Here is a 24,205-nt window from a genome sequence, read left to right as displayed (position 1 = left end):
GCGCTGTTCCCGCCCCTTTCGAGTCTGTTGTCCTAGGACTCCCCTGCCCCCGAGAAGCGGAGGATGAGCCCGAGGGCGATGATGACGATGCCCCATGTGAGGCCGAGGACGATGGTGAAGCGGTTGAGGTTCCGCTCAGCGACGCCCGAGGACGCAAGGCCCGAGGACATCCCGCCGCCGAACATGTCCGACAGCCCGCCGCCGCGGCCCTTGTGCATCAGGATGAGCAGGGTCAGCAGCAGGCTCGTGATGCCGAGCAGGATCTGCAGGATGATCTGGAGTACTTGCACCGTGTTGCCTCGTGGCCTTCCCTCGAGTGATGTGCGGCTTCGCCGGACCGAACGCTATGCGCCCGCGTGGCTCTCGAACCTGACAATGCTAGCAAATTCGGCCGGGTCGAGGCTCGCGCCGCCGACGAGCACGCCGTCGACGTCGGGCTGGCCCAGGATCGCCGCGGCGTTGGCCGCCTTGACGGAGCCGCCGTAGAGGAGGCGCGTCGAGGCGGCCGCCTCGAGACCGAAGAGCGTCGCGAGCTCCGCTCGGATCGCCGCGCACATCTCTTGTGCATCCTCGGGCCCCGCGACCTCGCCCGTGCCGATGGCCCACACGGGCTCATAGGCCACGACGAGCGCCGCGGCCTGCTCCGCGGTGAGGCCGTCCACGTCAGCGCGGAGCTGCGCGAGCGTGTGCTCGACGTGCTCGCCGGCCTGACGCACCTCCAGGCCCTCGCCCACGCACAGGACGGGGACGAGCCCATGCCGGTACGCGGCCTGCGTCTTGGCGTTGAGGACGTCGTCAGACTCTCCGTGGATCGTGCGCCGCTCGCTGTGGCCGACGAGGACGTACGCGCAGCCGAGCTTGGACAGGAAGGCGCCGCTGACGTCGCCCGTGTAGGCGCCGGCGTCGAACTGCGAGAGGTCTTGGCCGCCGTAGAGGACCTTGAGGTCGTCGCCGTGGACGAGCGTCTGGACACCACGGAGATCCGTGAACGGCGGGAACACGGCGACCTCGACGCGGCCGAAGTCGTGGCGCGCGTCATCGAGGGTCCATGCGAGCTTCTGGAGCAGCGTGATGGCCTGGACGTGGTCCATGTTCATCTTCCAGTTGCCGGCGATGAGCGGGGTGCGGTCGAACGTGCCGTTCGAGGAGGTGGTCACGGTGTCTCCTGGTGATCCTGCTGGTCCTGAGGTTGAGGCACGCGGGGGCGCCGCCGGACTTCCAGTCCAGACGGCGCCCGAGCGCGGAAGGGGTCTAGGCTCCGAGGGCCGTGAGGCCCGGGAGCTCCTTGCCCTCGAGGTATTCGAGGCTCGCGCCGCCGCCGGTCGAAATGTGACCGAACTGGTCATCTGCGAAACCGAGTGTGCGCACGGCAGCCGCGGAATCGCCGCCGCCGACCACGGTCAGCGCGCCCGCCGTCGTGGCGTCGGCCAGGGCTTGCGCAACGGCCTTCGTGCCCGCGGCGAATGCCGGGAACTCGAACACGCCCATGGGGCCGTTCCAGAACACGGTCTTCGCGGCGGCAATCTCCTTCGCGAAGGCAGCGGCCGTCTCGGGCCCGACGTCGAGGCCGATACCGGACTCGCCGGACGCGGTGCCCTCGATCGCGTCCGCGGAGGCCACCTCGAACTCAGCGTCGGCCGCGAACTTCGAGGCGACCACGACGTCGGTCGGGAGCACGAACTCGGTGCCTGCCGTCGCGGCCCGCTCGAGGTACGCCTGGACGGTCGGAATCTGGTCCTGCTCGAGGAGGCTCGAACCAACCTTGTGGCCCTGCGCCGCGAGGAACGTGAACAGCATGCCGCCGCCCACGAGGAGGCGGTCCGCCTTGCCGATGAGGTTGTCGATCACCGCGAGCTTGTCCGAGACCTTCGACCCGCCGAGCACGACGACGTAGGGCCGCTCGGCGCTCTCAGTGAGGCGCTTGAGCACCTCGACTTCGGCCCGCACGAGCTCCCCCAAGTAGGCCGGGAGGACTGCGGCGATGTCGTAGACGCTCGCATGCTTGCGGTGCACGGCGCCGAATGCGTCGTCAACGTAGGCGCCGTTCTCGCCCGTGAGCGAGGCGAGCTCGCGCGCAAACTCGGCTCGCTCGGCGTCGTCCTTGCTCGTCTCGCGCGCGTCGAAGCGCACGTTCTCGAGCACGAGGGCCTCGCCGTCGCCAAGGGCGGCCGCGAGTTCCTGAGCGCTCGGGCCTACGACGTCGCCCGCAAGGCGCACCGGGAAGGCCGCAAGCTCCGCAAACCGGTCGACGGCGGGGCGCAGGGAATACTTCTCGTCCGGGGTCCCCTTGGGGCGGCCGAGGTGGGCCATGACGATGACCCGGGCGCCGGCGTCGGCCAGCTTGGCGATGACGGGCAGCGATGCGCGGACGCGGCCGTCGTCGGTGACGGTGGAACCGTCGAGCGGCACGTTCAGGTCCGAACGGACCAGAACGTGCCGCCCACGGACACCATCGGCGAGCAGCTCGTCGAGAGTGTGTTCAGTCATGGACTCAGGCTATCCGAGTTCCCAGAACGTTACGGCCGGGTCTCAGAGCTTGGACGCGACGAGCTCGGCGAGGTCCACGAGGCGGTTCGAGTAGCCCCACTCGTTGTCGTACCACGAGACGACCTTGACCTGGTTGCCGATGACCTTCGTGAGGCCGGCGTCGAAGATCGACGACGCCGGGTCGGACACGATGTCGCTCGAGACGATCGGGTCCTCGGTGTAGGTGAGGTAGCCGGCGAGCGGGCCCGTCTCGGACGCTGCCTTGACCGCGGCGTTGACCTCGTCGCGCGTCACCTCGCGGGAAACCGTGACCGTGAGGTCCGTCGCGGAGCCCGTGGGGACGGGAACGCGGATCGCGAAGCCGTCGAGCTTGCCCTTGAGCTCCGGGAGAACGAGGCCGATGGCCTTCGCCGCACCCGTCGAGGTCGGGACCATGTTGATCGCGGCGGCACGCGCGCGGCGGAGGTCGCGGTGCGGGCCGTCCTGGAGGTTCTGGTCGGCCGTGTAGGCGTGGACCGTCGTCATGAGGCCACGCTCGATGCCGAACGCGTCGTTGATGGCCTTGGCGAGCGGGCCGAGGCAGTTCGTCGTGCACGACGCGTTCGAGATGATGTTGTGGTTCTCGGCGTCGTATAGGCCGTCGTTCACACCCATGACGATCGTGACGTCCTCATCGGTGGCCGGAGCCGAGATGATGACCTTCTTGGCGCCCGCCTCGAGGTGCTTCTTCGCGTCGGCAGCCTTCGTGAAGAACCCGGTCGACTCGATCACGATGTCGACGCCGAGCTCGCCCCACGGCAGGTTCGCGGGGTCGCGCTCCGCGAAGACCTTGATCTCGTTGCCGCCGACGACGAGGTTGCCGTCGCGGGCCTCGACCTTCTCGCCCAGGCGGCCGGTCACCGAGTCGTACTTGAGCAGGTGGGCCAGAGTCTCGGGGCTCGTGAGGTCATTGACGGCCACGATCTCGAGGTCGGCGCCCTGGGAAAGCGCTGCGCGGAAGAAGTTGCGGCCGATCCGGCCGAAGCCGTTGATGCCAATGCGGGTAGTCACTCTGGTAGCTCTCCTTGATGCTCAGCCGAGCATCCCACCTGGGTGACTGCTCGGACTGTCTGAACGGTCTCGCACATCATTGGGCAGAGATTTGCACAAGGAAAGGCCAGCAGCCCGAGTCTCCATTGTCCATGGCTGAAAGGCTGGTGAGCCTTTCCGCACCCCATCCTACGGAAAAAGGGCCCGTCCGTGAACAGACGGGCCCTCTTTCAGGGCCTTCGGCGTGAAATCCCCGCAATGTGACAGAAATCTCTCACCAGCCGGGCGCGGTCCCGAGCAACTCAGTGCTCACAGAACCGCACAGGACTCACGCGGGAAGGACGAGCTTCTGCGCGCCGGCGCGGGCTGCGTCGAAGCGCCGAGCGACGTCTGCCCAGTTGACGATGTTCCAGAACGCCTTGACGTAGTCGGCCTTGACGTTGACGTAGTCGAGGTAGAACGCGTGCTCCCACATGTCGAGCATGAGGAGCGGAACCGTCGCGACGGGGACGTTGCCCTGCTGGTCGTAGAGCTGCTCGATGACGACGTTGCCGCCGAGGGGCTCGTACGCGAGGATCGCCCAGCCGGAGCCCTGGAGGCTCGTCGCCGCGGCACTGAAGTGGGCCACGAACTTGTCGAACGAACCGAACGACTCGTCGATGGCGGCGGCCAGCTCGCCCTCGGGCTTGTCGCCGCCCTCCGGGGACAGGTTGTTCCAGAAGATCGAGTGGTTCGTGTGGCCACCGAGGTGGAACGCGAGGTCCTTGCTGAGACGCGTGACGTCGGCGAAGCTGCCGGACTCGCGGGCCTCGGAGAGCTTCTCGAGCGCTGTGTTGGCGCCGGCCACGTACGCGGCGTGGTGCTTGTCGTGGTGGAGTTCCATGATGCGCGCCGAGATGTTCGGCTCGAGGGCCGCGTAGTCGTACGGGAGCTCAGGCAGTACGTAGGTCACAACTATCCTCCATCGGTCGGTTCCCCGCCGCGCGTTGGCATCGCGGGACGGGCTGGTGACGGCTACATCCTATGCAGATGCGCCGATCGGACGCAGAAAAGCCGTCGCGAATCAGCCGTCAAGCATGTCCGGCGTAACGTTCGCTTCGGTGCCGGGGATTCCCGTCTCCACCGCCTTCTTGTCCGCCATCGCGAGGAGGCGGCGGATGCGGCCCGCGATCGCGTCCTTCGTCAGGGGCGGATCCGCGAGGCGCCCGAGTTCGTCGAGGCTCGCCTGCTTGTGGGCCACGCGCAGCTCCCCCGCGTACCGCAGGTGCTCGGGCACGTCGTCCCCCAGGATCTCGAGGGCCCGCTCCACGCGCGCGCCCGCCGCGACCGCCGCCTGCGCCGAGCGGCGCAGATTGGCGTCGTCGAAGTTGGCGAGCCGATTCGCGGTCGCCCGCACCTCCTTGCGCATGCGGCGCTCCTCCCACGCCATGAGCGCATCGTGCGCACCCATGCGCGTGAGCAGCGCGGCAATCGTGTCGCCGTCGCGCACGACGACGCGGTCGACCCCGCGCACTTCGCGCGCCTTCGCGGCGATGCCCAACCGCCGCGCCGCGCCGACGAGGGCGAGGGCCGCCTCCGGCCCGGGGCACGTCACCTCGAGGGACGACGAGCGCCCCGGCTCCGTGAGCGAGCCGTGGGCGAGGAACGCGCCGCGCCACACGGCTTCCGCGTCCGCGGCCGAACCGTTGACGACGGCGGAGGGCAGCCCCCGCACGGGGCGGCCGCGATTGTCCAGCAGGCCGGTCTGACGTGCGAGGGCCTCGCCTTCGCGCACGACGCGGATGACGTAGCGGCTCCCGCGCCGCAGACCGCCGCCGGAGACGACGATGATCTCCGCCGAGTGGCCGTAGACCTCTGAGATCGCTGTCCTGAGCCGGCGCGCGGTCGACGCGAGATCGACTTCAGCCTCGATGACGATGCGCCCCGAGATGATGTGCAGGCCCCCCGCGAAGCGCAGCATCGCGGAGACCTCGGCCTTTCGCTCGGAGGACTTCTTGACCGTGAGATGCGAGAGCTCTTCCTTGACGCTCTGGGTCAGTGCCACGCGGGTGCCTCCTGCGCTGCTGCCTCGGACGCCGTCTGCGCTGCCATCATCCATTCCCCTGTCAACATGCCCTCTGTCATCCGCCGCGTCATTTCCCGCTGCCGGAGAACACTTCGTGATAGGCCCCCGCGAGCCGCAAAGGATCGTGCACAGCGCGCTGGCCGGAAACTCCTACTCTACCGAAATGGACCTCGGCCCCGAGTTCGGCCGCCGCGCGCTCGAACTCGGCGGGGTCCCCCACGGTCCCATACTCGGCAACGACGGCGTCGACCGTGAACTCCGGCGCCGTGCGCTGCAGGACGCGAAGGTGGTCCGACGCCGACATCCCGCTGGTCTCCTTCGTGTCGCTCAGGAGGTTCATCGCGAGGCAGCGCCGCGCCGGCGTGTCGGAGAGAGCCTGGCGCATCTCGGGCAGGAGGAGATGCGGGAGGACGGACGTGTACCACGAGCCGGGTCCGAGCACGATCCAGTCGGCGAATTCGATCGCGCTGAGGGCCTCGGGGCACGCGGGAGCGTTCTCGGGCAGGAGGCGGACGTCCTCGAGGCGGCCCGCGACGGCACACGCGGCCTGGCCGCGGATGAGTTCTCCGGGGCCGCCCGTCGGGGATGCGACCGTCCCCTCGATCATGAGCGGAATCTGGGACATCGGGAGGACCTGGCCCCGTGCACCGAGCAGCGCGCCGGCCCAGCGGAGCCCGTCGACGACGTCCCCGAGGAGCTCGCACAGCGTCATGATGAGCAGATTGCCCATCGCGTGGTTCTCGAGCCCGCTCGTCCCTGCGGGCGACGTGAAGCGGTGCTGCATGACGTCACGCCACGTGCGACCCCAGTCCGTGTCGTCGCACAGCGCCGCGAGGGCCATGCGAAGGTCCCCTGGGGGGATGACGCCAAAGTCGCGGCGCAGGCGCCCAGAGGATCCGCCGTCGTCCGCAACGGTGACCACCGCGGTGAGGTCCGCCGTCAGGAGGCGGAGCGCAGACAGCGACGCCGCGAGACCGTGCCCGCCGCCGAGGGCGACGACGGAGGGACCCTTCGGCGTGCCGCCCGAGGATCCTGCGCCCGGCGGGACGAGGGGAAGCTGGCCAGTGAACACCGGTGCGTCACTCCCGCCCGAGGTCTCGGTGTGACGTCGTCACCGTGACGCGCGGCTGCTGGGCGAGGCGCTTCGAGAGCTCCTCGGCTATCGCCACGGAGCGATGTTTGCCGCCCGTGCAGCCCACGGCGATCGTCGCGTAGTGCTTGTTCTCCTTGCGGTATCCCGCAAGGACGGGCTCGAGGGCGTGGACGAAGCGGGTCACGAATTCCTCCGCACCGCTTGCGACAAGGACATAGTCGCGCACATCCGGGTCCAGGCCCGTGTGCGGGCGAAGCTGGGGGATCCAGTGCGGGTTCGGGAGGAAGCGCACGTCGGCAACGTAATTGGCGTCGGCCGGCAGCCCGTACTTGAAGCCGAAGCTCATGACATTGAGCCGCAGCGTGACGGGCCCCTTCTCCGAGAAGAGCTCCGTGATCGCTGTCGCGAGACCGTGCACGTTGTAGTCCGACGTGTCGAGGACGAGCGTGGACTGTTCCCTGAGCTCGGCGAGCAGTGCCCGCTCCGCCGTGATGCCGTCGAGGATACGCCCTCCGCCCTGGAGCGGGTGCGGGCGCCGGCCCTGCTCGAAGCGGCGGATGAGGACGTCGTCGCTCGAATCGAGGAAGAGGACCCGGTACTCGATGCCTCGGGTGTCGAGGGCATGCAAGGCTTCGCGGATGTCAGCGAAGAGCGCCTTGCTGCGCACGTCCATGACGACCGCGAGCTTCGGGATCTTGTCCGAGGCGTGGACGATGAGCTCGGACAGCGTGCCGAGAAGCTGCGGAGGCAGGTTCTCGACGACGTACCAGCCGTGGTCCTCGAGGGCATTGGCAGCCGTACTCCGCCCCGCCCCCGACATGCCGGTCACGATGAGGAACTCAGCCGACTGTGGTTTGACGGGCATCAGCTCAGTGGGCTCGTGCGGGTCCGCCGCGCTGGTCTGGGTCATGCGCCCAGCCTAGCCAATCAGTCGAGGATTTCGCCGGTGGCGAGGTTCACCGCCGGTTCGGTTTCCTCGGCCTCGGGGCCGTGGAACGTCGTGAAGACCGTCGCGGCGAGCGCTGGACCGACGCCCGCGACCTCGGCGAGCTCCTCCGCCGTCGCCGCGCGGAGCCGTCTGAGCGAGCCGAAATGGGACAGGAGCGCCTTCTTGCGAGCCGGACCGAGACCGGGAATCTCGTCGAGGGCGGACGCCGTCATGGCCTTGCCGCGCTTCTGGCGATGGAACGTGATCGCGAAGCGGTGAGCCTCATCGCGGATGCGCTGGAGCAGGTAGAGGCCCTGCGACGCGCGGGGAAGGATGACCGGGAAGTCCCCCTCGGGGAGCCACACCTCTTCGAGCCGCTTCGCGAGGCCCACGACGCGCACCTCGTCATCGCCGATGCCGAGTTCGGCGAGAGCCGCGGCCGCGGCCGCGACCTGGGGCTGGCCCCCGTCGACGACGACGAGGTTCGGCGGGTAGGCGAACTTGCGGCTCTGGTCTCGTTCCTCGACGGGAAGGTCCCTTTCCGCCAGGTAGTTGCGGAACCGGCGGGTGAGCACGTCGTGCATCGCGGCCGTATCGTCCCGGGCGGCCTCGCCGGAGATGGCGAACTTGCGGTACTCGGCCTTCTTGGCGAGGCCGTCCTCGACCACGACCATCGAGGCGACGACGTTCGTGCCCTGGACGTGGGAGATGTCGAAGCTCTCGATGCGCAGGGGCGGCTCGGCCAGGTCGAGGGCCTCCTGAAGCTCTTGGAGCGCGAGAGAGCGGTTGGTGATGTCGCCCGCGCGCCGGATCTTGTGGAGCCGGAGGGCCTGGACCGCATTCTCACGCACGGTCTTCGCGAGGGCCGCCTTGTCCCCGCGCTGAGGAACCCGCAGATCGACCTTGGCGCCTCGGAGGCCCGAGAGCCACGCGGTGAGCTGTTCGGCGTCGTCCGGCATCACCGGAACGAGGACCTCGCGCGGAATGCGCGCATCGGTCTCCGCCTGCGCGCCGTACACCTGCTGGAGGAGGTGCTCGATGAGGGCCGGGCCGGTCGCTTCCTCGACCTTCTCGACGACCCAGCCCCGCTGCCCGCGAATCCGGCCCCCGCGGACGTGGAACACCTGGACGGCCGCCTCGAGATCGTCTTCCTCGACCGCGAACACGTCCGCATCGGTGTCCTCGGACAGGACGACGGCGTTGCGTTCGAAGACCTTCTTCATCGCGATGACGTCGTCACGAAGGGCCGCGGCCGTCTCGAAGTCGAGCTCCTCCGCGGCCGCGGCCATCTTCTTCTCGAGCTGGGAGATGAAGCGCGTTGCCTCGCCTCCCATGAACGCGCAGAAGTCCTCGGCGATTGCGTAGTGCTCTTCGGGCGTGACCCGGCCGACGCACGGCGCGGAGCACTTGTCGATGTAGCCGAGGAGGCACGGTCGCCCGCTCTGCTCGGCCCGCCGAAGCACCCCGGCGCTGCAGCTGCGCACGGGGAAGACCTTGAGGAGGGTGTCCATCGTTTCGCGGATGGCGCCCGCGGTGTACGGCCCGAAATACCGTGTGCCCTTGCGGCGGTCGCCGCGCATGACCTGGACTCGGGGGAACTTCTCCCCCATCGTCACCGCGAGATAGGGGTAGGTCTTGTCGTCGCGGAACGCGAGGTTGAAGCGGGGATCGAACTCCTTGATCCACGTGTACTCGAGCTGGAGCGCCTCGAGCTCGCTCCCGACGACCGTCCACTCCACGCTCGCAGCGGAGTGCACCATGGCGTACGTCTTCGGCAGGAGCGTCGCGGGGTTCGCGAAGTAGGACGTGAGCCGCTGGCGGAGGTTCTTCGCCTTGCCTACGTAGATGACCCGTCCGTGCGGGTCGCGGAACCGATAGACGCCCGGATCAGTCGGAATCTCCCCGGTCTTCGGCCGGTAGCTCGCTGGATCTGCCACTGCTTCAGTCTAGTGAGGGTGGCTGGGTTGATGTGGGTGGTGGGGCGGGTGAGGGTGGCGGGGTGGTCCCGCGATTACTCGTGGGCCGGCGGCTTGTTGTAGCCGTCAGCCCGTTCCTGCCCGCTCAAGGCAGCGATGGCGTCCATGATCCGGTCCGTTGCGTCGCGGCGCACGGGAAGGGAATGGTCCGGGCCCAGCCTGTCGAAGTAGAGCGGCTCGCCGACCCGCATGCTGAAATGCTGGGGCTTGACGGTGTTCTTCCCTGCCGGCTGGAGCTTGTCGGTGTCCTCGAGGCCCACGGGCACGACCGGCGCACCTGTCGTGAGCGTGAGCCAGCCGACGCCCGTGCGGCCGCGGTAGAGGAGCCCGTCGCGCGAGCGCGTTCCCTCGGGATAGATGCCGACGCCTTCTCCGCGCTCAAGGACGTCGAGCAGCGTCTTGAGGGCCGCGACACTGGCCGCCTGCTCGCCGCGCTCAACCGGAATCGAACCCACGCCCTCGAAGAAGGCCTTCATGAGCTTGCCCTTGACCCCCCGCCCGGTAAAGTACTCGGCCTTCGCGAAGAACCCGACCTTGCGCGGCATGAGCGCCTGGATGATGACCGAGTCGAGGAACGAGAGGTGATTGGACGCGACGATGAACGGTCCCTCCACGGGAACGTTCTCAAGACCCGTCACGGTCGGACGGCACAGGCCGGAGATGAGGGCTCGGATGCTCGTTCGGCTTGCCTGGTACATCAGCGGCACGAGTCGGCCTCCACGGGTTCGGGGTCTGCAGACCCGGACAGAACAGGGGCAGCAGCGGGGACGGCCGCATACCCGTCCAGAGGGAGAAGTCGTTCGACGGCGGCGCCCGCTTCGACCGCGTCCGATACGTAGGCCGCGAGCTCGAGAACCTCAAGCTCGCCGGGCTCGGCAAAGCCCCAGGCAACACCGACGCAGCGGAGGCCGTTGGCCTCGGCCCCGGCCGCATCGTGGCGGCGGTCTCCGATCATGAGAGAGCGTTCCGGCACGGCGTGGTTGACGGCAAGGGCCGCGGCGACGATGCTCGCCTTCCCGTCCGCGAGCGGGGGCAGCGTCTCATCATCGGGGGCCCCGTGGATGCTGTGGAAGCGTGAGTCGAGACCTTGGACGGTCAAGAGCTTCTTCGCGAGCGCCTCGGGCTTCTGAGTCGCGACCGCAAGGTGATAGCCCGCGCCTCGGAGGTGATCGAGCAGCTCGGGAATGCCCGGATACGGGCGGCTCTGCGTCATTCCGGTCGAGATGTAGCGCCGCCGATACGCGTGGACGACCGCGGGCACGACGTCGGCGGGAACCTCTGCGAGACGGCTCAGGGACTCGAGAAGCGGCGGCCCTACCATCGAATCGAGCGTCGCCGCGTCGGGCACGGGCAGGCCGTTGGCTTCAAGGGCGAAGGCGATGCCTCCGGTGATGCTGCCGGCGGGATCGACGAGTGTGCCATCCAGGTCGAAGATCACGAGGGCCGGGCTGTCAGTCACCGGGACAGTCTCGCATACCGATCGGCATGCCTAAAACTCACATGAATCTCACGGCATATTGCCGGCCGCAGGGGGCGACACGCATTCCGCGGCGTTCATCGATCAGCGCGCGAAGATCTCGGCCAGGAAGCGTCCGGTGTGGCTCACCTCGACCTTGGCAACGTCCTCGGGAGTCCCTGTGGCGACGACCTGACCGCCGCCGGACCCCCCGTCGGGGCCCAAGTCGATAATCCAGTCCGCGCTCTTGATGACGTCGAGGTTGTGCTCGATCGTGATGACCGTATTGCCCTTCTCGACGAGACCCTGGAGCACGAGGAGAAGCTTGCGGATGTCCTCGAAGTGAAGGCCGGTCGTCGGCTCGTCGAGCACGTAGATGCTTCGCCCGTTCGAGCGTCGCTGGAGCTCGGAGGCGAGCTTGACGCGCTGCGCTTCGCCGCCCGAAAGCGTCGTCGCGGGCTGTCCCAGGCGCACGTAGCCGAGGCCGACATCCACGAGGGTGGTGAGGTGACGCGCGATGGGGCCGAACGCCGCGAAGAACTCGGCCGCCTCGTCGATCGGCATGTCGAGGACGTCCGCGATGGTCTTGCCCTTGTAGTGGACCTCGAGCGTCTCGCGGTTGTACCGGGCGCCGTGGCATACCTCGCACGGGACATAGACGTCCGGCAGGAAGTTCATCTCGATCTTGATCGTGCCGTCACCCGAGCATGCTTCGCAGCGGCCGCCCTTGACGTTGAAGGAGAATCGGCCGGGCTGGTAGCCGCGGACCTTCGCCTCGGTGGTCTCGGCGAAGAGCTTGCGGATGTGGTCGAACACTCCCGTGTACGTCGCGGGGTTGGAGCGAGGCGTGCGGCCGATCGGGCTCTGATCGACATGAATGACCTTGTCGAGGTGCTCGAGGCCCTCCACGCGAGTGTGGCGACCGGCGACCTGCTTGGCGCCGTTGAGCCGGTTCGCGAGGACCTTGAACAGGATCTCGTTCACGAGAGTTGACTTGCCCGAACCGCTCACGCCCGTCACCCCGGTGAGCACGCCGAGGGGGAACGTCACGTCGACGTTCTGCAGGTTGTGCTCGCGGGCACCGATGACCTTGAGCTGGCGCTTGCGGTCAATCGGCCGCCGCTTCCGCGGCACCTCGATCCGCCGGCGCCCCGAGAGATAGTCGCCGGTGAGCGATCCCCGGTTCTCGAGGAGGTCGGCGAGCGACCCCGAGTGCACAACCATACCGCCGTGCTCGCCCGCGCCCGGTCCGATGTCGACGATCCAGTCGGCCTCATGAATCGTGTCCTCGTCGTGCTCGACGACGATGAGCGTGTTCCCGAGGTCGCGAAGTCGCGTGAGGGTCTCGATGAGACGGCGGTTGTCCCGCTGGTGTAGCCCGATGCTCGGTTCATCGAGGACGTACAGGACACCGACGAGGCCGGAGCCGATCTGGGTCGCGAGCCGAATGCGCTGAGCCTCGCCGCCCGAGAGGGTCCCGGCGGCGCGTTCGAGGTTGAGGTACTCGAGCCCGACATCGAGCAGGAACGCGAGGCGTGCGTCGATCTCCTTGAGGACCTGATGGGCAATGTGCCGTTCGCGCTCGGTCAGATCGAGGGTCGCGAGGAACTCGCTCGCCTCGCGCAGCGGCAGCGCGCACACCTGCGCGATCGACTTTCCGCCCACGAGGACCGAGAGCGACGCCGGATTGAGCCGCGCTCCCCCGCATTCGGGACACGGGATCTCGCGCATGTATTCCGCGTAGCGGTCCCGCGCGTAGTCCGACTCGGTCTCGGCGTGCTTGCGCTGAATGTAGGACACGGCGCCTTCGAAGCCCGTGCTGTACTTGCGCTCGCGACCGAAGCGATTGCGGTACTGGACGACGACCTTGTGGTCCTTCCCGTAGAGAACCGCGTCGCGGGCGTACTGCGGAAGGCTGTGCCACGCCGTGTTCATGGAGAAGCCGAGCTCGTCGGAGAGGCCTTCGAGGAGACGGGTCCAGTATTCCTGGGTGGCGGTTCCGAGGGACCACGGAGCAATGGCTCCCTCGCTGAGGCTCAGCTGCGGATCGGGGACGACGAGTTCCTCGTCGACCTCGAGCTTCGTGCCGATGCCTGTGCAGGCGGGGCACGCTCCGAACGGGTTGTTGAACGAGAACGAGCGCGGCTCGATCTCGTCAATCGCCAGGGGATGTTCGTTCGGGCACGCGAGGTGCTCGGAGAACGCCCGGGTGCGGGCATCGTCGTCGGGCGCGACGTCGACGAAATCGGCGACAACACGGCCCTCCGCGAGCCCGAGCGCCGTCTCGACCGAATCGGCGAGGCGCTGGCGGATGCCTTCCTTGACGACGAGGCGATCGACGACCACCTCGATCGTGTGCTTGAACTGCTTGCCGAGCTTGGGAGCCTCGGAGAGCTGCACGATCTCTCCGTCCACCCGTGCGCGCGCGTAGCCCTTCGCCGCAAGTTCCTTGAAGAGGTCGACGAATTCGCCCTTGCGCCCGCGCACCACCGGAGCGAGGATCTGGAAGCGCGTCCCATCCTCGAGATCGAGAAGCTGGTCGACGATCTGCTGAGGCGTCTGCCGCGTCACGGGCTCGTGGCAGATCGGGCAGTGCGGACGCCCGACGCGCGCCCACAGAAGGCGCATGTAGTCATAGATCTCGGTGATAGTGCCCACGGTCGAACGCGGGTTCTTGCTCGTCGACTTCTGATCGATCGAGACGGCCGGCGAGAGCCCTTCGATGAAATCGACGTCCGGCTTGTCGACCTGGCCGAGGAACTGCCGCGCGTACGCGGACAGTGACTCGACGTAGCGGCGCTGGCCCTCCGCGAAGATCGTGTCGAAGGCGAGCGAGGACTTCCCGGAGCCAGAGAGGCCCGTGAAGACGATCATTGCGTCGCGGGGCAGGTCGAGGTCGACGTTCCGGAGGTTGTGCTCCCGTGCCCCCTTGACGACGAGCCGGGAGAGGTCGGCCCGGAGGGCGCTCACGGGTGCGTCATCCCGCGCATGGGCGGCGTGATCCGCCAGATCCGTGGGTGTGGGAGCAGTCTGCACGGGACCATGCTAGTCGAAAACGTCTTCGAACTTCCAACGCACCGCCGAGGCCCACGGTGAACGTGCTCCCCCGGTGCGCGAAAGTCTGATCACAGCCGCGAATAGGCCTGTTCGAGGAGCCGCACAGCTTCTTCGAGCTCGCATCCGCGCGCCCGCGCCGCGGCAGCGTAGGCGGCGGCCGCCGTCGTGAGCTCTTGCTCGCGGGCATCGCGGGGCGCGACGACCGTTCCCGCACGCCCCCTCGTGACGACGATCTTGGCCTCTTCGAGCTCGCGGTACGCGCGGGCGACGGTATGCGGAGCCACCCCCAGCTCGGCCGCGAGGGAGCGCACCGGCGGAAGCCTTCTGCCGGCGGGAAGCCCGCCGACTGTCACAAGGTCGGCGACATGCCGTCGCAGCTGCTCGAAGAGCGGCATCGATTGGCTCTGGTCGGGCCGCCACGCCCCGGGAAAGTCCGCTTCCTGCATGCGCACCAGAGTAGCGCCGCGCGAGACGGACCACATCGGGACGCCCGCACCTAGACTGGCGCCATGACGAGCCTCATCCACGACCTCGAGCACGTCACTGTCCGCTGCGTTGCGGTCGGCGACATGGACAACAACGTGTACGTCATCACGGCGAAGGAATCGGGCGACCAGGTCCTCATCGATGCCGCCGATGATCTCCCGGCCATCCGTGCGCTCCTCGCCGAGGGAGCCGGGGACGCGTCGGCGCCTGCCCGGCTCGCGCTCATCGCCACCACCCACCAGCACTGGGACCATGTGCGGGCCCTCGAAGGGCTCGTGGCCGAGACCGGAGCCCACACGGCGGCCGGGCGGCAGGACGTATCCGGCATCCCGGTGCCGGTCGACGTCGTGCTCGACCACGGCGACGTCGGGAACTTCCAGGGCTTCGACCTCACGGCGGTCCATCTGCGGGGCCACACGCCGGGCTCGATCGCGTATGTCCTCAAGGACGACGACGGCCCGCACCTCATCTTCTCCGGCGACTCGCTGTTCCCGGGCGGCGTGGGCAACACGCAGAAGGATCCCGATCGCTTCACCCTCTTGATCGGGGACGTCGTCGAGCGGCTCTTCGACGTGTATCCGGACGACGCCGTCGTGCATCCCGGGCACGGCGCGCCGACGACGCTCGGCGCCGAACGCCCGCACCTCGACGAGTGGCGCGCGCGGGGCTGGTGACTCAAGGCCGCGGCGAGCGCTCCGCTCAGACGGGCCCCGCGGCGTCGTCGGGCTTCCGACCCACGCAGAAGATGCGGCGGAAGGGGAACACGGTGCCGTAGTCCCGCACGGGATACGCATCGAGCAGGAGCTGGTTGTACTGCTCCTCGAACTGCACCCCCTCCTCGGGCGTGAGCGCATCGAGGACAGGCCGGAGCGTCGTGCCCCGCACCCAGTTGAGCACGGGATCCTCACCCGCGAGGACCTGGAGGTACGTCGACTCCCAGATGTCGGCTTCCCAGCCCGCCGCGAGCATGAGCTCGAGGTAGTCGGCGGGCTCGCCGACGGCGTCGCTGTGGCGCAGCACTCCGCGCAGCTTTCGTTCCCACTGCGATGACTCCGCGAGTTCGTGCATGAGCGTGTGAGAGGGCGCTCCGAAGTTCCCCGGCACCTGCACAGCAAGCCACGCGCCGGGTGCAAGCTGCTCGAGCCACCGCCCGATGAGCGCCTGGTGGCCCGGCACCCATTGGAGCGCGGCGTTCGAAACCAGCACGTCGACGTCGTCCTCGGGTTCCCAGGCCACAATCTCGCCGAGCCGGAAGCTCAGGCGGGGCCGTCCGGGCGTCGTGCGCTCGGCCGCCGCGATCATGTCCGGCGAGCTGTCGATTCCCTCGACGAGAGCGTCGGGCCAGCGGTCCGCGAGCGCGGCGGTGAGTGCTCCCGGCCCGCACCCGAGGTCGACGACGTGGAGGGGCGAATCGGCGCCGATCCGGGAGGTGAGATCGAAGAATGGCCGTCCGCGATGGTCGCCGAAGCGGACGTAGAGGGCGGGATCCCACGTGGGCGAAGCGCTCATGGCTCCACGCTAGTGCGGTTAGGCTGAAGTCGCCATGAGACTCGACCAGCTCCTCCCCGATGCCCCAGACACCACCGCGCCCGAGAATCTGCAGGACGCGGTGTACGAGGCGTTCGTCACGTGGGCCGAGGGCCGCGGGCTCTCGCTGTACCCCGCCCAGGACGAGGCGGTCATGGAGCTCGTGCAGGGCAACAACGTGATCCTCGCGACGCCGACGGGCTCCGGAAAGTCACTCGTCGCAATCGCCGCTCACTTCTACGGGCTCGCGACCGGGCAGCGGAGCTACTACACGGCACCGATCAAGGCGCTCGTCTCCGAGAAGTTCTTCGCCCTGTGCGAGATCTTCGGTGCGGAGAACGTCGGGATGATCACGGGCGACTCATCCGTGAACGGCCAAGCGCCGATCATCTGCTGCACCGCCGAGATCCTCGCCAATCATGCGCTGCGCGAGGGAGCGGCGGCCGAACTCGGTCCGGTGATCATGGACGAGTTCCACTTCTACTCCGATCCCCAGCGCGGCTGGGCGTGGCAGGTCCCCCTTCTTGAGCTGCCCCAGGCGCAATTCCTCCTCATGAGCGCGACGCTCGGCGACGTGGGCCGGTTCGAGCGCGAGCTCACCGAGCGCACAAAGCGGACGACGACGACGGTCGCGGGTGCCGAGCGCCCCATTCCGCTGCACTACTACTACGAGGAGAAGCCCGTCCACGAGACGCTCGAAGAGCTCCTCGCCACGAAGCAGGCGCCAGTGTACGTCGTGCATTTCAGCCAGCTCGAGGCGATCGAGCGGGCCCAGCAGCTCATGAGCGTCAACGTGTGCACGCGCGAAGAGAAGGACCGCATCGCCGAGCTCATCGGACGCTTCCGCTTCGCCGCAGGGTTCGGGAAGACCCTCAATCGGCTCGTGCGGCATGGGATCGGAGTGCACCACGCGGGGATGCTGCCGAAGTACCGGCGCCTCGTCGAGCAGCTGGCCCAGGCGGGGCTGCTCAAGGTCATCTGCGGGACGGACACGCTCGGCGTGGGGATCAACGTGCCGATCCGCACGGTCCTGCTCACGGCGCTCACCAAGTTCGACGGCCAGCGGACGCGGCACCTCAACGCGCGCGAATTCCATCAGATCGCCGGCCGAGCCGGGCGAGCGGGCTTCGACACCGCCGGGACCGTCGTGGTGCAGGCGCCCGAGCACGTCATCGAGAACAACCGGGCCATGGAGAAGGCCCGCGCAAAGTTCGGCGACGACGCCCGCAAGCTCCGTCAGGTCGTCAAGAAGAAGCCGCCCGAGGGGTTCGTCTCGTGGGGACAGCCGACGTACGAGCGGCTCGTCGCCGCGGCGCCCGAGCCACTGACCTCGAGCTTCACCGTCACCCACGCAATGCTTCTCAACCTCGTCGCGCGTCCGGGCAACCCGGTCGCTGCTGCCCGCCGTCTCCTCGAGGAGAACCACGAACCGCGCCAAGTCCAGCTGCGGCTCATGCGGCGGGCACTGGGGATCCTGCGGGAGCTGCTCGCGGCAGGCGTCGTCGAACGCATCCCAGAGGCCGATGAGAGCGCCGAGGACCGCGCGACCGGCCGGACCCTGCGCCTCACGGTCGACCTCCAGGAGAACTTCGCGCTCAACCAGCCGCTCTCCCCCTTCGCGCTCGCCGCACTCGACCTGCTTGGCCCGGAGTCGCCGTCGTACGCGCTCGACGTCGTCTCCGTCATCGAGGCAACGCTCGAGAAGCCGCGCCAGATCCTCTCCGCGCAGCTCAAACGCGCCCGCGCGGACGCCGTCGCCGCGATGAAGGCGGACGGCCTCGAATACACCGAGCGGATGGCGCTCCTTGACGCCGTCACGTACCCGGAGCCGCTCAAGGAGCTCCTCGAGGCCGCGTTCGAGGAATACCGCAAGCACGCGCCGTGGGTCGGCGACTTCGAGCTGGCCCCCAAGTCCGTGGTGCGGGACATGTACGAGCGCGCGATGGACTTCGGCGAATTCGTCCAGTTCTATTCGCTCGCGCGCAGCGAGGGCATCGTGCTGCGATACCTCACGGACGCCTACAAGGCGCTCAGCCAGACCGTCCCACAAGACGCGCTGCGCGAGGATCTCGAGGACCTCGTCGCGTGGCTCGGCGAGCTTGTACGGCAGGTGGACTCGAGCCTCCTCGACGAATGGGAGGAGCTCACGAGCGGCCACGAGCTGCACCCGCACGACGCTCCTCCTCCCCCGCCCCCGGCCCTCACCTCGAACCTCCGGGCGTTCCGGGTCATGGTCCGCAACGAGCTGTTCCGCCGCGTCGAGCTGTTCGCGGACGAGGACTCGAAGGCGCTTGCCGATCTGGATGGAGACGAAGGCTTCGGCGTCGCCGCGTGGGAGCGCGCGCTCGACGGGTACTTCGAGGAGCACGAGGACATCGGGACCGGGCCGGACGCGCGCGGACCCCAGCTCCTCATCATCGACGAACAGCCCGGCGTATGGCACGTGCGCCAGATCTTCGACGATCCGGCGGGGAACCACGACTGGGGCTTCTCGGCTGACGTGGACCTTGCGGCGAGCGACGAGGCGGGATCCGCCGTCATCCGTGTCACGCAGATCGGGCGGCTGGGCGGCTAAGTTGGACACATGGAATCCCCCTCCACAGACTCCCTGACCGTCGGCACGCTCCGGCGCGCTGGTTCTTCCCGCCCGCCCGCCGCCGGCCTCCGGCCCGGTTCTTCCCGCCCGCCCGCCGCCGGCCTCCGGCCCGATTCTTCCCGCCCGCCCGCCGCCGGCCTCCGGCCGGCTGCCCGTGACGACGTGCCGGCAATCCTCGAGCTCATCCACGAGCTCGCCGTCTACGAGCGTGAGCCGGACGCCGTCAAGACCACCGTCCCGGTGCTCGAGGCGCAGCTCTTCGGCGAGAACCCGGCCATCTTCGCGCACGTGATCGACGATGCCGACGGCACCGGCTCGTCGCGCATCGCGGGCTTCGCGCTGTGGTTCCTCAACTACTCGACGTGGGAAGGCACGCACGGGATCTACCTTGAAGACCTCTACGTGCGCCCCGAGACCCGCGGTCGCGGCTACGGCAAGCTGCTCCTCGCGGAACTCGCGCGCATCGCCGTCGAACGCGGCTACGCGCGCGTTGAATGGAGCGTGCTCAAGTGGAATGAGCCGTCGATCGGGTTCTACCGGAGCATCGGGGCCGTTCCGATGGAGGAGTGGGACACCTTCCGCCTGACCGGCGGCGCCCTCACCTCCTTCGGCACCGCGCCGTGAGGCGTGTCGACGTGGCCCGCCACCGGGTCCTCGGGGAGCATGCGTTCCGGGGGCTGCGCGCCACCGAGCATGTCTTCGCGGTCCCGCTGGACCACGGCGACCCCGATGGCGAGGCCATCGACGTCTTCGCCCGGGAACTGATCTCCTCCGCTCATCCGGCGGACGTCGTGGCCCGCCTCCCGTGGCTCGTCTACCTCCAGGGCGGGCCGGGCGGACGCGGGAACCGGGTCACGTCGCTCTCGGGCTGGATGAAGGAGGCCGCGAAGGAGTTCCGCATCCTCATGCTCGATCAGCGCGGCACCGGCCTCTCGACGCCGGCGGACCGGACTACCCTGCCGCTGCGCGGCGAGCCCGCCCAGCAGGCGGAATACCTCAGCCATTTCCGGGCCGACTCGATCGTCCTGGACTGCGAGGCCATCCGGCGCGCCCTCGGCTCCGGCCCATGGACCGTCTACGGGCAGAGTTTCGGCGGCTTCTGCACCCTGACCTACCTCTCGATCGCCCCCAACGGCCTGCGCGAGGCACTCATCACGGGCGGACTCGCGCCGCTCGACGGCCCAGCCGAGCGGGTGTATCGCGCAACCTACGCGCGCCTCGCCGCGCGCAACGCCGAATACTTCTCGTGGTACCCCGAGGACCGCGCACGGGCCACCGAGGTCATCGACCATCTCCGTGCGCACGGTGTGCGGCTCCCCGACGGGAGCCGGCTCTCGCCGGAACGATTCCAGCTCGTGGGAAACCTCCTCGGCGGGAACACACGGGTCGACTCGCTGCACCACCTGCTCGAGGACGCGTTCACGCACGGGGCCGACGGGGACCGGCTCTCCGACTCGTTCCTCACCCAGGTCCAGTCCCTCGTGACCCGTGCGCCGAACCCGCTCTACGCCGTCCTCCACGAATCCATCTACGCGCAGGGCGAGGCTTCCGCCTGGGCCGCGTGGCGCGTGCTCGACGAATACCCGGATTTCCGCGCCGACGCGGCCGAACCGCTCCTCCTGGGAGAGATGGTATGCCCGTGGCTTTTCGAGCAGGACCCCGCGCTCGCGCCACTCGCCGCAACGGCGCGGCTGCTCGCCGAGAAGTCCGATTGGGGCAGGCTCTACGACCCGGCGCGCCTTGCCGAGAACGCAGTGCCCGTCGCGGCTGCGGTCTACCGGGACGACATCTACGTGGACCGCGCGCTCTCGCTCGAGACCGCGGGGCGTGTTCGCGGCCTCCGCGTCTGGGAAACGCCTGACTTCCATCACGACGGGATTTCGGACGACGGCGAGGCCATCTTCGCGAGGCTCCTCGCCATGGCGCGCGCCGCCTAGCCAGCTCGGGTCAGAGGCCGCGCCGCGCGGGTGGGCCGCGACGGGGCCACGGCGGGACAGGTCACGCGGGACAGGTCACGCGGCAGCGAGCGATCGCGGCCTCGTCAGGGCGACGGCGGCGAGGACGCAACCGCTCAGCACCGACGCGATCGCGGCGAGCCCGCCGTAGCCAAGCCCGGCCATGACAACGCCGGCCGTCCCGCCACCGAGGGCGCCCGCGAGTCCCATTGCGGTGTCGGACACGCCTTGCGCCAGAACGCGGCTCGCCCCGTGGACTGATTCGGCGAGGAGGGCCGAGCCCGAAATGGTCGACGCCGACCAACCGAGGCCAAGCAGGACGAGTCCGGCGGTGACGAGCACCGGATCGCCGGCTCCCAGCCCCGCCACGGCGACGGCCGCGACGAGGAGTGACTGCCCAAGGGCGAGGGTGCGCCGCCGGCCCCAGCGGTCCGCGAGCCAGCCCATGACGGGCGAGAGCGCGAACATCCCCGCGATGTGCAGCGAAATCGTGAAGCCGATGATCGCGAACGCGTCGACGCTCGCGCGGTCCGCGCCCCCGGTGCTGTGCGCCATCGCGAGGTGCGAGAGATGGAGCGGGGTCATCGCCATGACCGAGACCATCACGGCCTGCGCCACGACGACGTTGGCGACGGCGAGCGTCGCCCCGCTCGAGGAGCGGATGGCACGCGCCCCCGCCCTCAGCGAGGCCCAGCCGCGTCCCGGCGGAACCGACTCGGGCGGAAGGGCGCCGTCGTCCGCCGCTGCCGACCCCAGACGGGCTGAAACGTCGAGCGCGGCGAGGCGCTGGGATTCGCGCAGCGGATCCGGGCGCAGGCCCACAAGAAGAAGGGCCGCGGCGAGGGCCATGCCGGCCACGGAGATGACGAAGGGCCCGGCCGTGCCGGGCAGCCCGAGCGCGGTGCCCAACGCCGCGCCGGGACGGATGAGGTTCGGGCCGGCGACCGCGCCCACGGTGATGGACCAGACGACGAGCGAGAGGTCGCGACCCCGGCGGGCGCTGTCGGCGAGGTCGACGGCGGCGAAGCGAGACTGGAGGTTCACGGCCGATCCGACGCCGAGCAGGACCGCACCCGCGAGGAGGACGACGAGCGAGGACTCGATGGTCGCAAGGACCACGAGTGCGGCCCCCGCCGAGGCGGCCGCGAGGCCACCCACGAGGGCGGCCCTGCGCCCGTGCCTCGCCGCGATGCCGCTCAGGGGGAGAGCCGTCATCGCCGCGCTCAGCGTCAGGGTGGTCGTGACGGAACCAGCCCACGCGTCGGAGCCGGCGAACTGCACGGCGAGGAGGGACCCGACGGCGAGCGTTGCGCCGTTCCCGACGCCGCTCAGAAGCTGGGCAGCCGCGAGAACACCAACCGTTCGGCGCTGGGCACGGCGCCGCTGAGCAGTGATCGAACCGAAGGTCTCAGCGAGCTCAGGCATGCCCGGCGGCCTGCATCTGCCGGAGCTCCTTCTTGAGGTCTGCCACTTCGTCGCGCAGGCGCGCGGCAAGCTCGAACTGGAGCTCCGCTGCCGCGCCGTGCATCTGGTCGGTGAGCTGTTGGATCAGGCCCACGAGATCCTCTGCCGGGGCCGCCGCGAGGCCGTCACGGCGCAGCTCGGCCTCGGCCTTCTCGGTCGAATCGCCCGCGCCGCGCCGCTTGCCGCCCTTCGCGAGGCGGTTGCTCTCAAGGAGGGCACGCGTGTCCTGGTCCTCGCGCGCGAGCTGGTCCGTGATGTCCGCGATGCGCTTGCGGAGCGGCTGGGGATCGATGCCGTTCTCGCGATTGAACGCGATCTGGATCTCGCGCCGCCGATTGGTCTCATCGATCGCCTGGGCCATCGAGTCCGTGATCCTGTCCGCGTACATGTGCACCTGGCCGGACACGTTGCGGGCCGCGCGGCCGATCGTCTGGATGAGGGACGTCGACGAGCGGAGGAAGCCCTCCTTGTCTGCGTCGAGGATGCTCACGAGCGAGACCTCGGGCAGGTCGAGGCCCTCTCGCAAGAGGTTGATGCCGACGAGGACGTCGAACACGCCAAGGCGCAGCTCGCGCAGGAGCTCGACGCGGCGCAGCGTGTCGACGTCCGAGTGCAGGTATTGCACCTTGACGCCGTGGCCCATGAGGTAGTCGGTGAGGTCCTCGGCCATGCGCTTCGTGAGCGTCGTGACAAGCACACGCTCGTCCCGCTCCACGCGGTCCCGGATCTCGCCCAGAAGATCGTCGATCTGGCCCTTCGTCGGCTTGACGACGACCTCGGGATCGATGAGGCCGGTCGGGCGGATGATCTGCTGCACGACGCCGTCGGACTTCCCGAGCTCGTACTTGCCCGGGGTCGCCGAGAGGTAGATCGTCTGGCCGATTCGCTCGAGGAACTCGTCCCATTTGAGGGGACGGTTGTCCATCGCCGAAGGCAGCCGGAAGCCGTGCTCCACGAGCGTTCGCTTGCGGGACATGTCCCCCTCGTACATCGAGCCGATCTGCGGGACGGTGACGTGGGACTCGTCGATGACGAGCAGGAAGTCGTCCGGGAAGTAGTCGATGAGGCAGTGCGGGGCCGTCCCGGCGTCGCGGCCATCGATGTGCCGCGAGTAGTTCTCGATGCCGGAGCAGAAGCCCATCTGCTGCATCATCTCGAGGTCATAGGTCGTGCGCATGCGCAGGCGCTGGGCTTCGACGAGCTTGTTCTGCGACTCGAGCGCCTTGAGCCGCTCCGCGAGCTCGTCCTCGATCGCCGTGATGGCGCGGTTCATGCGCTCGGGGCCTGCCACGTAGTGCGAGGCCGGGAAGACGTACATCTCCGTTTCCTCGCGGATCACCTCGCCCGTGACCGGGTGGAGCGTGTGGACGCTCTCGACCTCGTCACCGAAGAACTCGATGCGCAGCGCGAGCTCCTCGTACATCGGGATGATCTCGACCGTGTCGCCGCGCACACGGAACGTGCCGCGGTGGAAGTCCATGTCGTTGCGGACGTACTGCATCGCGACGAACTGCCGCAGGAGCGCGTCGCGGTCCAGCTCCATGCCCTTCCGGAGCGTGACCATCCCGGCGACGTACTCTTCGGGAGTGCCGAGGCCGTAGATGCACGAGACCGTTGCGACGACGATGACGTCGCGGCGCGTGAGGAGCGAGTTCGTGGCCGAGTGTCGCAGCCGCTCGACCTCCTCGTTGATCGACGAGTCCTTCTCGATGAACGTATCGGTCTGCGGGACGTACGCCTCGGGCTGGTAGTAGTCGTAGTACGAGACGAAGTATTCAACCGCGTTGTTCGGCAGGAGCTCGCGGAACTCGTTGGCGAGCTGCGCCGCGAGCGTCTTGTTCTGCACGAGCACGAGCGTGGGCCGCTGAAGCTTCTCGATGACCCACGCCGTCGTCGCGCTCTTGCCGGTGCCGGTCGCGCCGAGGAGCACGACGTCCTTCTCGCCGTTCTGGATCCTCTCCGCGATGTCGGCAATCGCGGTCGGCTGGTCGCCTGCGGGCTGGTACTCGCTGACCACCTCGAACGGTGCGACGACGCGATTGATCTCCTGCGCTAGGCTCATGCATCAAATCTACGCTGCACTGCG

20 protein-coding genes are annotated in these 24,205 nt (G+C 68.7%); 4 read left to right on the top strand and 16 right to left on the bottom strand.

Going from position 1 to position 24,205, the window contains the following annotated elements:
* Window positions 1-32 precede the first annotated feature (32 nt).
* The 13 genes from secG to RBS12_RS01355 all read right to left on the bottom strand — a co-directional run bounded on the left by secG (window position 33) and on the right by RBS12_RS01355 (window position 14,537).
* Entirely contained in the window at window positions 33-290 is a 258-nt protein-coding gene (gene secG / locus RBS12_RS01415) for a preprotein translocase subunit SecG (RefSeq protein WP_307964254.1), read from the bottom strand.
* 54 nt (window positions 291-344) lie between these two features.
* A complete protein-coding gene (gene tpiA / locus RBS12_RS01410; protein WP_307964253.1) occupies window positions 345-1,157 on the bottom strand; it encodes a triose-phosphate isomerase in 813 nt (270 codons plus the stop codon).
* Window positions 1,158-1,251: 94 nt separating this feature from the next.
* Window positions 1,252-2,487: a phosphoglycerate kinase gene (pgk, locus tag RBS12_RS01405; protein WP_307964252.1), complete on the bottom strand. Its 1,236-nt coding sequence runs from the start codon at window positions 2,485-2,487 to the stop codon at window positions 1,252-1,254.
* Window positions 2,488-2,529: 42 nt separating this feature from the next.
* Window positions 2,530-3,537 carry a type I glyceraldehyde-3-phosphate dehydrogenase gene (gap, locus tag RBS12_RS01400; protein WP_307964251.1) on the bottom strand — a complete coding sequence of 336 codons (1,008 nt, stop codon included), beginning with the start codon at window positions 3,535-3,537 and terminating at the stop codon, window positions 2,530-2,532.
* A 307-nt stretch (window positions 3,538-3,844) separates the two neighbouring features.
* Window positions 3,845-4,468 (bottom strand): superoxide dismutase, encoded by a 624-nt coding sequence (locus RBS12_RS01395; protein ID WP_373886450.1) that lies wholly within the window; start codon window positions 4,466-4,468, stop codon window positions 3,845-3,847.
* A gap of 111 nt (window positions 4,469-4,579) precedes the next feature.
* Window positions 4,580-5,560 (bottom strand): DNA-binding protein WhiA, encoded by a 981-nt coding sequence (gene whiA / locus RBS12_RS01390; protein WP_307964250.1) that lies wholly within the window; start codon window positions 5,558-5,560, stop codon window positions 4,580-4,582.
* Window positions 5,561-5,648: 88 nt separating this feature from the next.
* Window positions 5,649-6,653 carry a uridine diphosphate-N-acetylglucosamine-binding protein YvcK gene (gene yvcK / locus RBS12_RS01385; protein WP_307964249.1) on the bottom strand — a complete coding sequence of 335 codons (1,005 nt, stop codon included), beginning with the start codon at window positions 6,651-6,653 and terminating at the stop codon, window positions 5,649-5,651.
* A 7-nt stretch (window positions 6,654-6,660) separates the two neighbouring features.
* Window positions 6,661-7,584: an RNase adapter RapZ gene (gene rapZ, locus RBS12_RS01380; protein WP_307964248.1), complete on the bottom strand. Its 924-nt coding sequence runs from the start codon at window positions 7,582-7,584 to the stop codon at window positions 6,661-6,663.
* A gap of 17 nt (window positions 7,585-7,601) precedes the next feature.
* Window positions 7,602-9,539, bottom strand: coding sequence for an excinuclease ABC subunit UvrC (gene uvrC, locus RBS12_RS01375; RefSeq protein WP_307964247.1), 1,938 nt, complete (start codon window positions 9,537-9,539; stop codon window positions 7,602-7,604).
* A 74-nt stretch (window positions 9,540-9,613) separates the two neighbouring features.
* Window positions 9,614-10,276, bottom strand: coding sequence for a lysophospholipid acyltransferase family protein (locus tag RBS12_RS01370; RefSeq protein WP_307964510.1), 663 nt, complete (start codon window positions 10,274-10,276; stop codon window positions 9,614-9,616).
* Window positions 10,276-11,037 (bottom strand): HAD hydrolase-like protein, encoded by a 762-nt coding sequence (locus RBS12_RS01365; protein ID WP_307964246.1) that lies wholly within the window; start codon window positions 11,035-11,037, stop codon window positions 10,276-10,278. Before RBS12_RS01365 ends, RBS12_RS01370 begins: the two co-directional genes overlap by 1 nt.
* 102 nt (window positions 11,038-11,139) lie before the next feature.
* Window positions 11,140-14,004: an excinuclease ABC subunit UvrA gene (gene uvrA / locus RBS12_RS01360; protein ID WP_307964509.1), complete on the bottom strand. Its 2,865-nt coding sequence runs from the start codon at window positions 14,002-14,004 to the stop codon at window positions 11,140-11,142.
* A gap of 155 nt (window positions 14,005-14,159) precedes the next feature.
* The gene (locus tag RBS12_RS01355; RefSeq protein ID WP_307964245.1) at window positions 14,160-14,537 is read right to left on the bottom strand and encodes a GntR family transcriptional regulator; all 378 of its coding nucleotides are present in this window, start codon (window positions 14,535-14,537) and stop codon (window positions 14,160-14,162) included.
* Window positions 14,538-14,600: 63 nt separating this feature from the next.
* Here RBS12_RS01355 and RBS12_RS01350 point away from each other — a divergent pair, with 63 nt between their 5' ends.
* A complete protein-coding gene (locus RBS12_RS01350) occupies window positions 14,601-15,251 on the top strand; it encodes an MBL fold metallo-hydrolase (RefSeq protein ID WP_307964244.1) in 651 nt (216 codons plus the stop codon).
* Between the two features lie 25 nt (window positions 15,252-15,276).
* Here the strand turns inward: RBS12_RS01350 and RBS12_RS01345 are convergent, their stop codons facing one another.
* Window positions 15,277-16,086, bottom strand: a complete 810-nt coding sequence (locus tag RBS12_RS01345; protein ID WP_307964243.1) for a trans-aconitate 2-methyltransferase — start codon at window positions 16,084-16,086, stop codon at window positions 15,277-15,279.
* A gap of 34 nt (window positions 16,087-16,120) precedes the next feature.
* On the opposite strand from RBS12_RS01345, the gene RBS12_RS01340 reads away from it, so the two are divergent.
* From RBS12_RS01340 to RBS12_RS01330, 3 genes are all read left to right on the top strand, one after another.
* Entirely contained in the window at window positions 16,121-18,679 is a 2,559-nt protein-coding gene (locus RBS12_RS01340) for a DUF3516 domain-containing protein (protein ID WP_307964242.1), read from the top strand.
* Window positions 18,680-18,862: 183 nt separating this feature from the next.
* A complete protein-coding gene (locus RBS12_RS01335) occupies window positions 18,863-19,324 on the top strand; it encodes a GNAT family N-acetyltransferase (RefSeq protein WP_307964508.1) in 462 nt (153 codons plus the stop codon).
* A gap of 11 nt (window positions 19,325-19,335) precedes the next feature.
* Window positions 19,336-20,637 (top strand): alpha/beta fold hydrolase, encoded by a 1,302-nt coding sequence (locus RBS12_RS01330; RefSeq protein ID WP_307964241.1) that lies wholly within the window; start codon window positions 19,336-19,338, stop codon window positions 20,635-20,637.
* Between the two features lie 75 nt (window positions 20,638-20,712).
* On the opposite strand, the gene RBS12_RS01325 is transcribed toward RBS12_RS01330, so the two are convergent.
* Both RBS12_RS01325 and uvrB read right to left on the bottom strand, forming a co-directional pair.
* The gene (locus tag RBS12_RS01325) at window positions 20,713-22,080 is read right to left on the bottom strand and encodes an MFS transporter (protein WP_307964240.1); all 1,368 of its coding nucleotides are present in this window, start codon (window positions 22,078-22,080) and stop codon (window positions 20,713-20,715) included.
* A complete protein-coding gene (gene uvrB, locus RBS12_RS01320; protein WP_307964239.1) occupies window positions 22,073-24,181 on the bottom strand; it encodes an excinuclease ABC subunit UvrB in 2,109 nt (702 codons plus the stop codon). Before uvrB ends, RBS12_RS01325 begins: the two co-directional genes overlap by 8 nt.
* Window positions 24,182-24,205: the final 24 nt, after the last annotated feature.

The organism is Sinomonas sp. ASV322 (genome assembly GCF_030908245.1).
In the GTDB taxonomy this organism is placed as follows: domain Bacteria; phylum Actinomycetota; class Actinomycetes; order Actinomycetales; family Micrococcaceae; genus Sinomonas.
The sequence above is the reverse complement of the archived record's forward strand: the minus strand, read 5'-3'. Positions and strand labels throughout refer to the sequence as shown.